This window comes from Antarctobacter aquimaris (genome assembly GCF_900184945.1).
GTDB lineage: Bacteria > Pseudomonadota > Alphaproteobacteria > Rhodobacterales > Rhodobacteraceae > Maliponia > Maliponia aquimaris.
Genome location: NZ_FXYF01000002.1, coordinates 555,438 through 568,914, shown reverse-complemented (window position 1 = coordinate 568,914; position 13,477 = coordinate 555,438). Strand labels below are relative to the sequence as shown.

13 protein-coding genes are annotated in these 13,477 nt (G+C 71.4%); 11 read left to right on the top strand and 2 right to left on the bottom strand.

Features of this window, described 5'->3' with window-relative positions:
• Positions 1-25 precede the first annotated feature (25 nt).
• The 5 genes from cobN to cobJ are packed head-to-tail and all read left to right on the top strand — an operon-like array spanning position 26 to position 6,649.
• Entirely contained in the window at positions 26-3,388 is a 3,363-nt protein-coding gene (cobN, locus tag MAA8898_RS05440; RefSeq protein ID WP_094019949.1) for a cobaltochelatase subunit CobN, read from the top strand.
• Entirely contained in the window at positions 3,385-4,539 is a 1,155-nt protein-coding gene (cobG, locus tag MAA8898_RS05435) for a precorrin-3B synthase (protein ID WP_094019948.1), read from the top strand. The genes cobN and cobG overlap by 4 nt, the downstream gene beginning before the upstream one ends.
• A 3-nt stretch (positions 4,540-4,542) precedes the next feature.
• Positions 4,543-5,172, top strand: coding sequence for a precorrin-8X methylmutase (locus tag MAA8898_RS05430; protein WP_094019947.1), 630 nt, complete (start codon positions 4,543-4,545; stop codon positions 5,170-5,172).
• Complete coding sequence (locus tag MAA8898_RS05425) at positions 5,169-5,900, top strand: precorrin-2 C(20)-methyltransferase (protein WP_176445071.1); 732 nt, start codon at positions 5,169-5,171, stop codon at positions 5,898-5,900. The genes MAA8898_RS05430 and MAA8898_RS05425 overlap by 4 nt, the downstream gene beginning before the upstream one ends.
• Positions 5,897-6,649 (top strand): precorrin-3B C(17)-methyltransferase, encoded by a 753-nt coding sequence (gene cobJ, locus MAA8898_RS05420; RefSeq protein ID WP_094019946.1) that lies wholly within the window; start codon positions 5,897-5,899, stop codon positions 6,647-6,649. The genes MAA8898_RS05425 and cobJ overlap by 4 nt, the downstream gene beginning before the upstream one ends.
• On the opposite strand, the gene MAA8898_RS05415 is transcribed toward cobJ, so the two are convergent.
• Positions 6,622-7,377 (bottom strand): cobalt-precorrin-6A reductase, encoded by a 756-nt coding sequence (locus MAA8898_RS05415; protein WP_094019945.1) that lies wholly within the window; start codon positions 7,375-7,377, stop codon positions 6,622-6,624. The genes cobJ and MAA8898_RS05415 overlap by 28 nt on opposite strands.
• Between MAA8898_RS05415 and cbiE the strand changes: the two genes are divergently transcribed.
• The 6 genes from cbiE to cobF are packed head-to-tail and all read left to right on the top strand — an operon-like array spanning position 7,376 to position 12,498.
• A complete protein-coding gene (gene cbiE, locus MAA8898_RS05410) occupies positions 7,376-8,575 on the top strand; it encodes a precorrin-6y C5,15-methyltransferase (decarboxylating) subunit CbiE (protein WP_094019944.1) in 1,200 nt (399 codons plus the stop codon). The two genes, MAA8898_RS05415 and cbiE, sit on opposite strands and share 2 nt — an antisense overlap.
• Complete coding sequence (locus MAA8898_RS05405) at positions 8,557-8,940, top strand: cobalamin biosynthesis protein (RefSeq protein WP_306456380.1); 384 nt, start codon at positions 8,557-8,559, stop codon at positions 8,938-8,940. Before cbiE ends, MAA8898_RS05405 begins: the two co-directional genes overlap by 19 nt.
• Positions 8,937-9,731 carry a precorrin-4 C(11)-methyltransferase gene (gene cobM, locus MAA8898_RS05400; protein ID WP_094019943.1) on the top strand — a complete coding sequence of 265 codons (795 nt, stop codon included), beginning with the start codon at positions 8,937-8,939 and terminating at the stop codon, positions 9,729-9,731. The genes MAA8898_RS05405 and cobM overlap by 4 nt, the downstream gene beginning before the upstream one ends.
• On the top strand, positions 9,724-11,043 hold the full coding sequence (locus tag MAA8898_RS05395) for a cobyrinic acid a,c-diamide synthase CobB (RefSeq protein ID WP_094020020.1): 1,320 nt from the start codon (positions 9,724-9,726) through the stop codon (positions 11,041-11,043). The genes cobM and MAA8898_RS05395 overlap by 8 nt, the downstream gene beginning before the upstream one ends.
• A complete protein-coding gene (cobA, locus tag MAA8898_RS05390) occupies positions 11,040-11,774 on the top strand; it encodes a uroporphyrinogen-III C-methyltransferase (protein ID WP_094019942.1) in 735 nt (244 codons plus the stop codon). The genes MAA8898_RS05395 and cobA overlap by 4 nt, the downstream gene beginning before the upstream one ends.
• A complete protein-coding gene (gene cobF / locus MAA8898_RS05385) occupies positions 11,767-12,498 on the top strand; it encodes a precorrin-6A synthase (deacetylating) (RefSeq protein WP_094019941.1) in 732 nt (243 codons plus the stop codon). Before cobA ends, cobF begins: the two co-directional genes overlap by 8 nt.
• A gap of 181 nt (positions 12,499-12,679) precedes the next feature.
• On the opposite strand, the gene MAA8898_RS05380 is transcribed toward cobF, so the two are convergent.
• Complete coding sequence (locus tag MAA8898_RS05380; RefSeq protein WP_094019940.1) at positions 12,680-13,447, bottom strand: sulfite exporter TauE/SafE family protein; 768 nt, start codon at positions 13,445-13,447, stop codon at positions 12,680-12,682.
• Between the last annotated feature and the right edge of the window lie 30 nt (positions 13,448-13,477).

Sequence of the window (13,477 nt, the reverse complement as noted above, 5' to 3'; positions counted from 1 at the left end):
CACCCCACCGACGCCGGGAGCGGCCATGCACGTCATCTTTCGCGAAAGCCACGGCCTCGAAGAGACCGAGACGCCCACCGACCTGGCGCAGAGCCCGGCGGACCTGGTGGTGCTGTCCTTCTCGGATTCCGACCTGGGTGCCTTTGCGGCGGGCTGGCAGCGCGGCGGCGGGCGCGAAGGCCGGATGCCTTCGCTGCGGCTGGCCAACCTCGCGGCGCTGAAACACCCGCTTTCGGTCGATACCTATGTGGAACAGACGCTGGAGGGTGCCAGGGGCATCCTGATCCGGCTGATCGGCGGCATTCCCTACTGGGCCTATGGCATCCAGCAGGTCGCGGCGCTGGCGCGGTCGCGGGGGATCGCCCTGGCGATCCTGCCCGCCGACGGGCGTGCCGATCCGCGTCTCGACGAGGTGTCGACCCTGCCGTTGTCGACCCTGCGGCGGCTTGCGCATCTCTGCGACACCGGCGGCGCGGTGGCCGCGCAGGCGGCGCTGGCGCAGCTGGCGCTGGCCGCGGGGCTCTACGCTGGGCCGGTGCGCGGCGCCAAGGCGCTGCCCGAGGTCGGTGGCTGGCTGCCCGAGCACGGGGTTTGCTGTCCGGTACCGGCCGCGTTGGCGGCTGGTCAGGGAGGGGGGCCGTCTGCCCCCCACGCGCCTGCGGCGCGCCCCCCCGAGGATATTTGTGGCCAGAAGAAGCCCGGGCCTCTGGTCTGCGTGGTGTTTTACCGTTCCTATCTCGTGGCGGCGGACCTGGCGCCGGTCGAGGCGCTCTGCGCGGCCTTGCGGACACGGGGCTTCGAGGTCATGGGACTGTTTGCACCTTCGCTCAAGGCGCCGGGGGCTGCGGCCTGGTTGGCGCGGCAGGTGGCGCATCTGCGGCCCGTCGCCATCGTCAGCGCCACCTCGTTTTCCGGGCGCGGCGAGACCGGTGTGTCGCCGCTGGACGCGGGCGGCGTGCCGGTGTTCCAGGTCGCGCTGGCGACATCGACCCGGCAGGCCTGGGACGAGGCTGACCGGGGGCTGTCACCCGCCGACCTGGCCATGCACGTCGTCCTGCCCGAGGTCGACGGGCGGCTGTTTGCCGGGGTGGTGTCGTTCAAGGAGCCGGGCGCGCGCGATGTCGACCTGCAATTCTCGCGCTACTCTCACGCCGCCCACGCGGGGCGGATCGAGGCCGTGGCCGACCGGGTGGCGCGCTGGCACCACCTGTCCGCGCTGCCGGCGGCCGAGCGTCGGGTGGCGCTGGTGCTGTCGACTTACCCTGGGCGGGACTGGAACCTCGCCCACGCGGTGGGTCTGGATGCGCTGGCCTCTGCCGAGGCGATCCTTCAGGATTTGGCGGGCGCGGGCTACGCGGTCGCGAGCGGGGTGTCGGGGATGGCGCTGCGGGACGCGCGTCTGAGCTGGTCTCTCGCGGACTACAAAGATGCCTTGTCGCGCATTCCCAAGGTTTTGCGAGACGATCTTGATGTCGCATGGGGCCCGCCCGAGGACGATCCGGACATCATCGAGGGGGCCTTCCAGTTCCGCGCGCTCCGCTGCGGCAAGGCCCTGGTCGCGCTGCAACCCGAACGCGGCTCGCCCAAACTGCGCGATACCGAGTATCATGACCTGGCCCGCGTGCCGCGCCACGCCTATGTTGCATTCTACCTCTGGCTGCACCGGCAGGCCGACGCGCTGGTCCACGTCGGCGCGCATGGCACGCTGGAGTGGCTGCCGGGCAAATCGGTCGCCCTGTCCGAGACCTGCTGGCCCGAGGCGCTGACCGGCAGCCTGCCGGTGATCTACCCCTTCATCGTCAACGATCCGGGTGAGGCCGCGCAGGCCAAGCGGCGCATCGGCGCGGTCACCCTGGGCCATGTCCCGCCGCCGCTGCGCGTGGCCGGTGCGCCCGAGCGGCTGATGCGTCTGGAATCGCTGCTGGACGAGTTTTCCAACGCCGACGGGCTGGATCCGCGCCGCCGTGACCGCCTCATGCAGGACATCAGGGGAGAGGCGCAAGCGGTTGGAGTCGAAGGGGATCTGGGGATCAAACCGGGGGCCTCCACCGCCGACGCGATCACCCGGATCGACCGTTTCGTCTGCGACGTCAAGGAAAGCCAGTTTGGCGACGGGTTGCACGTCTGGGGCCGTGGCGCGCCGGGAGCGACCGACGCCTTCGACACCGCGCCCTCCATCGCGTCCGAACGGCGCGCGCTGCTCGACGCGCTGGAAGGGCGGCGGATCGACTCTGGTCCCTCCGGCTCGCCGTACCGGGGCCGCAACGACGTGCTGCCCACCGGCCGCAACCTCTACACCACCGATCCGCGCGCCGTGCCCAGCCGCAGCGCCCATGCGCAGGGGGTCAAGCTGGCGGCGGAACTGGTGCGCCGGCACTTGCAGGACGAGGGCGACTGGCCGCGCGGTGTGGTGGTCGATCTCTGGGGTTCGGCCACCATGCGCACGGCGGGCGAGGAATTCGCCATGGCGCTGCACCTGTTGGGCGTCCGCCCGGTCTGGGACAAGGGCTCGGAGCGGGTGAGCGGCATCGAGGTGCTGCCCATCGCCGAACTCGACCGCCCGCGCATTGACGTCACCCTGCGCGTATCGGGCCTGTTCCGCGACGTGTTCCCGACCCTGCCGCAACTCTTCGGGCAGGCGGTCAAGGCCTTGGCCGCGCGGGACGAGGCGCCAGACTGGAACCCCTACGTCGGGCAGGCGAGCGCGCGCGTCTACGGCCCTGCGCCGGGCAGCTTTGGCCTGGGGATCGGGGCGCAGATCGGCGACTATTCCGACGAGGCGCGGCAGGCGGCGGGCGCGGCCTGGCTCGCGGCGTCGTCGTGGGCCTATGACGAAGGGGAAGGGCAGCAGGACCCCGAGGGGCTGGCGGCGCGGGTGCGCGCGGCGGACAGTTTCGTCCACCTTCAGGATCTTCCGGAAACCGACCTGCTGCTGGCCGAGGATTACGCCGCGCACGAGGCCGGATTTGCGGCAGCCCAAGCGGTGACCGGGGGCAAGGCCGCGCTCTATCACCTTGACAACACGGATCCTTTGCGCCCGCGCGCCCGGGCTCTGACAGAGGAGATCGCCCGCGTCGTGCAGGCCCGCGCGATCAACCCCGTGTGGCTGGCCGGGATGCGGAGGCACGGCTTTCGTGGCGGGGCCGAGATTGCCGCGACCTTGGAAAACCTTGCAGCCTTTGCGCAGCTGGCCGACGTGGTGCCGGGGCACCTGTTCGACCTCTACTACGACGCCACGCTGGGCGATCCGGGCGTGACCGCGTTCCTGGAGAAGGCCAACCCCGAGGCGCTGGAGGCGATGCGCGCCCGCTTTGCCGCGCTGCATGACGCGGGCCTTTGGCAGACGCGGCGCAACTCGATCCGCGCGGCGCTGGAGGCGGCGCAATGAGCGCGCCCGAGGTCAGGGGCTGGTGCCCCGGCGCCTGGCGGCCGATGATGTCGGGCGACGGGCTGGTGGTGCGCGTGCGGCCCATGCTGGGGCGGATCAGCGCGGCGCAGGCTTTGGGACTGGCCGACCTGGCAGAGCGGTACGGCAGCGGCGGGATCGAGGTCACGGCGCGCGCCAACCTGCAACTGCGCGGGGTTTCGGAGGACAACTTCCCCAAGGTGATCGCCGGGCTGGACGCTCTGGGCCTGCTGCCGGGCAGCGCCGAGACCGAGGCGCGGCGCAACCTCGTGCTCGACCCGTTCCTGCCGGAGGGTCACATGGCGGAGGGCTGGGCGCGGGCGCTGTTCGACGCGCTGGCATCAGAGGTTTTCGCGCGATTGCCGGGCAAGTTCGGATTTGTCATCGACCCGGGGCCGTGCCTGCGACGGCTGGCCGGGATCAGCGGCGACATCCGGATCGAGGCGGGCGCGACCGGCCTGATCCTGCGCGCCGATGGCTGTGCCGCTGGGCTTGCCGTAACACCCGATACGGCGACGGACGCGGCCTTGGGCCTCTGCCGCTGGTTCCTCGACAGCGGCGGCGTCGGCGCGGATGGGCGCGGGCGCATGGCGCGACACCTGGCCTCTGGCGCCGCGCTGCCGCAGGCGCTGCGTGGCGATGGGCCGCCCGCACCCGCCGCGCCGGACCCGCAGCCGGGGCCGACCGTAAGCGGGCTCTGTGTCGCCGCCGCCTTTGGCCAGTTCACCGCCGATGCGCTGCGTCACCTCGCGGCGCAGGACCGGACCCTGCGTGTCACGCCCTTCCGGATGCTCTTCGTGCCGGACGTCCCAGATATCCCGGCCCACCCCGACCTGATCCTCGACCCCGCCGACCCGATCCTGCGGATCGAGGCCTGCACCGGCGCGCCGGGCTGTCCGCAGGCCAGCGTCACGACGCGCGACGTGGCGCGCCGTCTCGCGCCGCAGGTGCCCGAGGCCGCGCGCTGGCATGTCTCGGGCTGCGCCAAGGGCTGCGCCTTTCCGCGCGCGGCCGACCTCACGCTTGTCGGGCGGGCGGGTGCATTCGACCTTGTCACCGGCGGGACCCCGTGGGATGACCCCCTGCGCCGCGGCCTGCCGCCCATGGACCTCAACGACAGTTTCAGACCCTGACACATGCCCTACACCTATGAAAAAGACGGCGCGGCGATCTACAAGGAAAGCTTTGCCACCATCCGGGCCGAGGCCGACCTTGACCGTTTCGCCGCGGACGAGGAACAGGTCGTCGTCCGCATGATCCATGCCGCCGGGCTGGTCGGGCTGGAGCGCGATGTCTCCGTCTCTCCGGGGATGGTCGCCGCCGCGCGGGCCGCGCTGGAGGCGGGCGCGCCGATCTTCTGCGATGCCTTCATGGTGTCCGAAGGGGTGACGCGCAAACGCCTGCCCGCCGGCAACGACGTGATCTGCACGCTGCGCGATCCGGAGGTTCCGGCGCTGGCTCAACGCCTCGGCACCACCCGGTCGGCCGCTGCGCTGGAGCTGTGGCGACCGCGCCTGGCCGGCGCTCTGGTGGCCATCGGCAACGCGCCGACCGCGCTGTTCCACCTGCTCGAAATGCTCGAAGACCCCGACTGCCCGCGGCCGGCGGCGATCATCGGCTGTCCGGTGGGCTTTGTCGGCGCGGCGGAATCCAAGGACGCGCTGTGGCAGGCGCTGCCGGTGCCCGCGCTGATCGTGCGCGGACGGCTGGGCGGCTCCGCCATCACCGTCGCCGCCATCAACGCCATCGCGAGCCGCGCCGAATGACCCTGCAAGGCACCGTCTACGGCGTCGGCCTTGGCCCGGGCGACCCCGACTTGATGAGCGTCCGTGCCGACCGGCTGGTGCGCGGTGGCCGGCACATCGCGTTTTTCCGCAAGGCCGGGCGGGCCGGGCAGGCGCGCAGCATCGTCAACGGGATGCTGCGTAAGGATGCGACCGAATTCGCGATGGAATACCCGGTCACGACGGAGATTCCACTCAGCGATCCACGTTACAACTCGATCCTGTCGGAGTTCTACGAGGACTGCTGCGCCCACATCCGCGCGCTCTGCGCCGCCGGTGAGGACGTGGTGGTGCTGTGCGAGGGCGACCCGTTCTTCTACGGTTCCTTCATGCACCTGTACACGCGGTTACGGCATGACGTGCCGGTGCAGGTGGTGCCCGCGATCACCGGCATGTCGGCGGCCTGGACCGCGACGTCAGAGCCGGTGACCTGGGGCGACGACGTGCTGACCGTGCTGATGGGCACGCTGCCCGAGGCCGAGCTGACCCGCCACATGCGCGAGGCGGATGCGCTGGTGGTGATGAAGCTGGGCCGCAATGTCCCCAAGGTGCGCGCGGCACTGGCAGCGGCGGGCAAGCTGGACCGCGCCTGGCTGGTGGAGTACGCCAGCATGGACCGGCAGGCGGTGCTGCCGCTGGCACAGGCGGATGACCGGGTGTCGCCCTATTTCTCCATCGTGGTCGTGCACGGGCAGGGGCGGCGGCCATGAGCGGCTGGGTCGTCATTGCCGGGCTGGGGCCGGGCGACAGCGCCCTGGTCACGCCCGAGGTGACGGCCGCGCTGTCTGAGGCGACCGATATCGTCGGCTACATTCCTTATGTCCGCCGCATCGCGCCGCGCCCCGGTCTGACCCTGCATGAAAGCGACAACCGGGTAGAGCTGGACCGCGCGCGCCACGCGCTGGAGATGGCGGGCGAAGGACGGCGCGTTGTCGTCGTCTCCTCCGGTGATCCGGGGGTCTTTGCCATGGCCTCGGCGGTGTTCGAAGCGGTCGAGGCGGGGCCCGTGGCCTGGCGCGCGCTGGACATCCGCGTGCTGCCTGGCATCACCGCGATGCTGGCGGCCGCCGCCCGGGCCGGTGCGCCGCTGGGCCATGATTTCTGCGCGATCAACCTCAGCGACAATCTCAAGCCCTGGGAGCTGATCGAGAAACGCCTGCGCCTCGCGGCCGAGGCGGATTTCGCCATGGCCTTCTACAACCCGCGCTCCGCCTCGCGCCCCGAGGGGTTTGGCCGCGCGCTCGACGTGTTGCGCGCGGTGTGCGAGCCAGAGCGCGTCATGATCTTTGCCCGCGCCGTGTCGACCGCCGAAGAGGCGCTGCGCGTCGTGCCGCTGTCCGAGGCGACGCCCGAGATGGCCGACATGCGCACGGTTGTCCTTGTCGGCTCCTCGCTCACCCGGGTGATCCCGCGCGAGGGCGCGCCTTGGGTCTATACCCCGAGGTCGGTCCCGGCATGAGCGATCCAGTCCAGCACTTCTTGCGGCGTGGCCAGCTCGTGCCGCGCGGGCAGGGCGGGCCGGTCGATCATCAGGACGGGCAGGTCCAGGGCGCGCGCCGCCGCCAGCTTGGCCGAGGCGCCGGAGCCGCCGGCGTTCTTGGACACCACGAGGCGGATGTCATGCGCCTGCATCAGCGCGCGGTCGGCTTCGGCCGTGAACGGGCCGCGGTCCACGATGACGTGGTATTCGTCAAAGGGCGGCGGTTCCTGCGGCGGATCGACCAGGCGCAACAGGTAGAAATGCTGCGGGTTCGGCGCGAACTCGGCCAGGTGCATCCGGCCAACGGCCAGCAGGACGCGGGTGGCGGGACGGTTCAGCGCCCGCACGGCGCCGGCGATGTCGGGGACGTGAGTCCAGCGGTCGCCGGGCTGTGCCGTCCAGGCGGGACGGGTCAGGGCGACCATCGGGATGCCGGCCTCCTGCGCGGCGTACACGGCATTACGGCTCATCTGCGCGGCAAAGGGATGCGTGGCGTCCACCAGGTGCGTGATCTTGTGGGCGCGCAGGTAGTCGACCAGCCCCGCCACCCCGCCAAAGCCGCCGATGCGCTGCGGCAGGGGTTGGCGGCGCGGCCGCTCGACCCGCCCGGCAAAGGACACGGTGCCGTGCAGACCGGCCTCGGCGGCGCGTTGCGCCAGCGCGGTGGCTTCGGTGGTGCCGCCCAGGATCAGGAGGTTCGGGGTCATGGGCGGTAGCGCTCCCTGGCTGACGATCGTCGGTCTGGGCGAAGATGGTCACGCGGGGCTGTCAGATGCAAGCCGTGCGGCGCTGAAGGCGGCCGAGATCGTCATGGGCCCGCCCCGGCACCTGGCGCTGTTGCCCGACCTGCCGGGGCAGCGCGTGGCGTGGCCGGTGCCCTTTGCCGAGGGGCTGGCGCTGCTGGACGGCTTTGCCGGGCGGCGGGTCGTGGTTCTGGCCTCCGGCGATCCCTTCTGGTTCGGCGCGGGCAGCGTGATTGCCCGGCGCTACCCGCGGGACGCCTGGCGGGCCTTGCCGGGGGTTTCGGTGTTCTCTCTGGCCGTCGCGCATATGGGCTGGCCGCTGGAGCGGGTGTTGTGCCTGGGTCATCACGCCGCGCCGCTGTCGCGGCTGCGGCCCCACCTTGCGCCCGGCGCGCGGCTGATCGTGACGCTGCGCGACGGCGAGGCGGTGGCCGACCTGGGGGCTTGCCTGACTGGCCTCGGCTTTGGCGCCTCCGCGCTGACGGTGATGGAGGCGCTGGGCGGCCCGCGTGAGCGCATCACCGCCACCCGCGCCGACGCGGTGACAGGCGGCTTTGGCCATCCGGTCTGCGTCGCCATCGAGGTGGCGGGCGAGGGGGCCGTACTCCCCTGTACGGCTGGCCTGGACGATGGGGTCTTTGCCAGTGACGGGGTGATGACGAAACGCCCGGTGCGTGCGCTGACCCTTTCGGCACTGGCACCACGTCCGGGGGAGCGGCTGTGGGACATTGGCGGGGGTTCCGGCAGCGTCGGCATCGAATGGCTGTTGTCGCATCCGACGACCGAGGCGGTGACCATCGAACCGCGCGCCGACCGCATCGCGCTGATCCGCACCAATGCCGCGGCGCTGGGGGTGGACCGCTTGCAGGTGGTCGAAGGCAAGGCCCCCGACGCGCTGGCTGGATTGCCCCTGCCGCAGGCGGTCTTTGTCGGTGGGGGGCTGAGCGCCGCGCTGCTGGATCATCTCTTTGCATCGCTTCCGCCGGGCACGCGCCTGGTCGCCAATGCTGTCACGCTGGCGTCCGAGGCGCTGCTGATCCAGGCGCAGGCGGCGCGTGGCGGCGCGCTGCTGCGGATCGAGCTGAGTGAGGCCGCGCCGCTGGGCCCGCGCCGGGCCTGGAAAGCAAGCTATCCGGTGGTGCAATGGAGCGTGACGCTGTGATCGTGGCGGGGTTCGGGTTCCGAGGTGCCGTAGAGGTGGCCAGCCTGGTCGACGCGCTGTCAAAGGCGCGGCAGGGCCATGCGGTGCAGGCACTTGCAACGGCGGCGGACAAGGCGCAAACCCCTGCCTTTCGGGCGTTTTCCGAGGGCTTGGGACTGCCGGTGGTCTGTATCGACAAATTAGCATTGGCGGTGCAGGTCACGCAAACGCAGTCCGAGGCCAGCGCGGTGGCCCGCAATACCGGCAGCGTGGCGGAGGCTTCTGCCCTGGCAGCGGCAGGCAAGGGCGCGCGCCTGATCGCACCGCGCGTCATCTCGGATGACCGCATGGCCACCTGTGCATTGGCCGAAGGAGAAGGCCCATGACCGTTCATTTCATTGGCGCGGGTCCCGGCGCGCCGGACCTTCTGACCCTGCGCGGGCGCGACCTGATCGCCGCCTGTCCGGTCTGTCTCTACGCCGGGTCTCTGGTGCCCGAGGCCATCCTCGCGCATTGCCCCGAAGGTGCGCGCATCGTCAACACCGCGCCGCTGGACCTGGATGCCATCGTCGCCGAAATGGCCGCGACGCACGCGGCGGGGCAGGACGTGGCGCGGCTGCATTCCGGCGACCTGTCGGTCTGGTCGGCCATGGGCGAACAGCTGCGCCGGCTGCGGGCGCTGGGCATCCCCTATACCGTGACGCCGGGCGTGCCGTCCTTTGCGGCGGCGGCGGCGGCGCTGGGGGTGGAACTGACGGTGCCGAAACTGGCGCAATCGGTGGTCCTGACGCGGACGCAGGGGCGTGCCTCGGCCATGCCCGACCGCGAGAGCCTGTCGAACTTTGCCGCCACCGGCGCGACGCTGGCGCTGCACCTGTCGATCGGCCAGTTGGGCAAGGTGCAGGCGGAGCTGCTGCCGCACTATGGCCCCGGCTGTCCGGTGGCGGTGGTCTACCGCGCCAGCTGGCCGGACCAGGCCGTCATCCGCTGTACGCTAGGCGATCTGACCGCTGCCGTGACCGACGACATCCAGCGCACCGCGCTGATCCTCGTCGGCCCCGCGCTGGGCGAGGGCGATTTCGAGGAAAGCCGGCTGTATGCGGCGGACTATGACCGGCGCTACCGGCCGCAGACTTCCGACAGCCCCTGGGCGGAGTGGCGACATGGCGATGATTGATCTTCCTCCCGGGCTGATGGTTTCTGCCCCGGCCTCCGGCACGGGCAAGACCACGGTGATGCTGGGTCTGCTGCGGGCGCTGCGCGAGGACGGGCTGACAGTGCAACCCTTCAAGTCCGGCCCGGACTACATCGACCCGGCCTTTCACCTGGCGGCGAGCGGGCGGGCGTCCTTCAACCTGGACAGCTGGGCGATGGACGAGACGCTATTGGGCGCCATCGCGGGGCAGGCGGCGGGGGCCGACATCTGCATCGGCGAAGGCTCCATGGGCCTCTATGACGGCGTGGCGACGCGGGGGCAGGCGGGCTTTGGCGCATCGGCGGAAACGGCGCTGCGCATGGGCTGGCCGGTGGTGCTGGTGATCGACGTGGGCGGGCAGGCGCAGTCGGCGGCGGCCACCGCGCTGGGGTTCAAGGCCTACATGCCCGAGCTGCCCTTTGCCGGGGTGATCCTGAACCGCTGCGCCTCGCCCCGGCACGAACGGCTGACGCGGCTGGGGATGGAACGGGCGGGGATCACGGTGCTGGGCGTGCTGCCCCGGCGCGGCGACCTGGCGCTGCCCGAGCGGCACCTGGGCCTGATCCAGGCGGTCGAACACCCCGATCTCGAGGCGGCCATTGCCGGTTACGCGGCCTTCCTGCGCGAAAACGTGGACCTGGGGGCGATCCGCGCGGCGGCACAGGGGGCGCGGGTGATCGCGCCGCATCCCCTGCCACGGCCGCCCGCGCAGCGCATCGCCCTGGCGCGCGACGCGGCGTTTTCGTTCACCTATCCGCACTTGCTGGAGGGTTGGCGCGCGGCGGGGGCCGAGATCCTGCCGTTCTCCCCGTTGGCGGACGAGGCGCCGGACAACAGCGCCGACCTCGCCTGGCTGCCCGGCGGCTACCCGGAGTTGCACGCGGGCCGGCTGGCGGCGGCAGAGCGGTTCCGCGAGGGCTTGCGGGCTTTTGCGCAGACCCGCCCGGTGCATGGCGAATGCGGCGGCTACATGGCGCTGGGCGCGGCGCTGGTGGACAAGGAGGGCGTGTCGCACCGCATGGCGGGGCTGCTGGGGCTCGTCACCTCCTACGAGAAGCGCAAGTTCCACCTCGGCTACCGCCGCGCGGTGCTGGACGCGCCGATGCCCGGATACGCGCCCGGCACGGCGCTGCGTGGGCACGAGTTCCATTACTCGACCATCCTCGACCAGCCCGACGCGCCGCTGGCGCACGTGGCCGACGCGGATGGCGGGCCGGTGCCGGAGACTGGGTCCTGCCGGGGCCATGTCACCGGCACATTCTTTCACCTGATCTCGGCGGAGGCAGGCGCATGAGCGGTTTCGTCAGTTTTGTCGGCAGCGGCCCGGGCGACCCGGAGTTGCTGACGCTCAAGGCGGTGGACCGGCTGAAGCGCGCCGATGCGGTGCTGTTCGACGATCTGTCCTCGGGGCCGATCCTGACCCATGCGCGCCCCGGCGCGGACCTGATCGGCGTGGGCAAGCGCGCCGGGCGGCCCTCGCCCAAGCAGCACCATGTCAGCCACCTGCTGGTGGACTACGCGCGTGAGGGCGGGCGGATCGTGCGGCTGAAATCCGGCGACGGCGGGCTGTTCGGCCGGCTGGAGGAGGAACTGGTGGCGCTGCGCGAGGCCAGCATCCCCTACGAGATCATCCCCGGCGTGCCCTCGGCCGTGGCGGCGGCGGCGGCCTGCGGCATCCCCCTGACCCGGCGGTTGACCGCGCGGCGGGTGCAGTTCGTCACCGGCCACGATGCCAGCGGCGAACTGCCGCCGGACCTCGACCTGCGCGCGCTTGCCGATCCGGGGGCGATGACCGTGGTCTTCATGGGCAAGCGGACCTTTCCCCTGCTGGCCGAGGCGCTGATCGCCCATGGCCTGCCCGCCGACACCCCGGCGATCCTGGCCGAAGCGGTCTGTACGGCAGAACAGTCGCTGTCTCGTGACACCGTAACCGGGCTTTCGGCGCGTCTGGCGGGCGAGATCGGCAGCAAGCCGGCGCTGATCCTCTACGGTCCGATGGCCGAGCTTGGGGTCGGTTATGACTGACCTCTGGCTGGTGGGGATCGGCACCGGCAACCCCGGGCACGTCACCCTGGAGGGGCAGCGCGCGCTGCGGGAGGCCGCCGTGGTGCTGATCCCGCGCAAGGGCGCGGCCAAGGAGGACCTGGCCGAATTGCGGCTGGAGATCCTGCGCGCCTCGGGGTCTGCCGCGCGAGTGGTGCCCTTCGAGATGCCGGTGCGCGACGAGACGCTGCCCTATGCCGAGCGGGTCGAGCGCTGGCATGACGAGATCGCCCTGCGCTGGGCGGCGGCGCTGGAGGGCGCGCCCGAGGGACCGGTGGCGCTGCTGGTCTGGGGCGATCCGGGGTTGTACGACAGCACCCTGCGCATCGCTGCACGATTGCAGCCGAAGCCGCGTGTACGGGTGGTCCCCGGGATCACCGCCTTGCAGGCACTCACCGCCGCCCATGCCATCCCCTTCAACACGGTGAACGGGGCGGTTGTCGTGACCACTGGGCGCCGCTTGCGCGATCACGGCTGGCCCGAGGGGGCCGGGACGGTGGTGGTCATGCTGGATGGGGAGTGTTCCTTTCGCCACCTCGACCCCGAGGGGGTGACGATCTGGTGGGGTGGCTTCCTCGGGATGCCCGAGCAGGTGCTGGAGGCGGGTCCGCTGGCCGAGACCGGGCCGCGGGTCGAAGTAACGCGGGCCGAAGCGCGGGCGCGGCATGGCTGGATCATGGATACCTACCTGCTGCGGAAAGCGTAATCCCCTGTCCAGCTGTTGGCGCGGGCGTCAGCCCGGGCCGCGCCCGACCCTCCCCCGGGAGGGCGCTTTGGCGGTGTGGCTCATCGCACGCATGACATGCGGGCTTGATAGCGCGGCGCTCAACGCGATCGTTCTTGTGCGCCCTCCCAGGCTCGGGCGCAGCCCTTCGCTCGATGCCCGCCTAACTCGGACCTGCCCACCAGGCAGAGACCCCGCCCCAGACCAGCTTGACCGCCAGCGCGACCAGCAGCACGTCCAGCGCGATGCGAAAACGGCGGTCGTCCATTCGGTTGAGGAACACGCGTCCGACCAGCGTGCCCAGGAACCCCGCCGCGATCATCGCCACGACAAAGCCCCACCAGTGCGAAAAGGCGAACCCCAGCAGGCCGAAGGCCAGCGTCTTCAGCCCGTGCTGCACGGTCATCAGCGCCGCATGCGTGGCGACATGGGCGTGTCGCGGCAGTTTCTGTGACTTGGTGAAAGTCGCCACGAACAGCCCGGTCGCGCCAAAGAACATGGTCAGAAAGCTGGACACCAGCCCCACCACGCCCGGCCAGTCGCGCACCTGGCGGGGCGGCCTGCCCAGCACGGACCACAGCACGAAGCCGCCCACGCCGATCTGCACCCAGTGCGACGGCAGGTTGACCACCAGCGCACCGCCCAGCCCCGCGCCGATCAGTGAGCCTACGGAGAAGGCCGGCAGGGCGGGCCAGTAGATGTGCCGGAAGGTCAGCACCGCCCGGCCCAGGTTCGACCCGATCTGGATCACCCCATGCGTCGGGATCAGCGCCGCCGGGGGCACCAGCGTCGCCATCACCGCCAGCAAGAGCCCGCCACCGCCGATGCCAAAGGCGACCGTGATCAGCGAGGCGACAAAGCTGGTGCCCATCAGCACGCCAAAGACCAGCGCGCTCATCCCCTCGGGCATCACCAGGTCGGCCAGCGTCATGGGGTTGCCCCCGCCGCGCGCGGCTGTAGC

What these genes read in the sequence shown, in the direction of transcription:
- MAA8898_RS05380 (WP_094019940.1), bottom strand. Translation starts at nt 13,447, where the DNA reads ATGACGCTGGCCGACCTGGTGATGCCCGAGGGGATGAGCGCGCTGGTC.
- cobA (WP_094019942.1), top strand. Translation starts at nt 11,040, where the DNA reads ATGAGCGGTTTCGTCAGTTTTGTCGGCAGCGGCCCGGGCGACCCGGAG.
- cobJ (WP_094019946.1), top strand. Translation starts at nt 5,897, where the DNA reads ATGAGCGGCTGGGTCGTCATTGCCGGGCTGGGGCCGGGCGACAGCGCC.
- MAA8898_RS05415 (WP_094019945.1), bottom strand. Translation starts at nt 7,377, where the DNA reads ATGACCCCGAACCTCCTGATCCTGGGCGGCACCACCGAAGCCACCGCG.
- cobG (WP_094019948.1), top strand. Translation starts at nt 3,385, where the DNA reads ATGAGCGCGCCCGAGGTCAGGGGCTGGTGCCCCGGCGCCTGGCGGCCG.
- cobN (WP_094019949.1), top strand. Translation starts at nt 26, where the DNA reads ATGCACGTCATCTTTCGCGAAAGCCACGGCCTCGAAGAGACCGAGACG.
- cbiE (WP_094019944.1), top strand. Translation starts at nt 7,376, where the DNA reads ATGGGCGGTAGCGCTCCCTGGCTGACGATCGTCGGTCTGGGCGAAGAT.
- MAA8898_RS05430 (WP_094019947.1), top strand. Translation starts at nt 4,543, where the DNA reads ATGCCCTACACCTATGAAAAAGACGGCGCGGCGATCTACAAGGAAAGC.
- MAA8898_RS05425 (WP_176445071.1), top strand. Translation starts at nt 5,169, where the DNA reads ATGACCCTGCAAGGCACCGTCTACGGCGTCGGCCTTGGCCCGGGCGAC.
- MAA8898_RS05395 (WP_094020020.1), top strand. Translation starts at nt 9,724, where the DNA reads ATGATTGATCTTCCTCCCGGGCTGATGGTTTCTGCCCCGGCCTCCGGC.
- MAA8898_RS05405 (WP_306456380.1), top strand. Translation starts at nt 8,557, where the DNA reads ATGGAGCGTGACGCTGTGATCGTGGCGGGGTTCGGGTTCCGAGGTGCC.
- cobF (WP_094019941.1), top strand. Translation starts at nt 11,767, where the DNA reads ATGACTGACCTCTGGCTGGTGGGGATCGGCACCGGCAACCCCGGGCAC.
- cobM (WP_094019943.1), top strand. Translation starts at nt 8,937, where the DNA reads ATGACCGTTCATTTCATTGGCGCGGGTCCCGGCGCGCCGGACCTTCTG.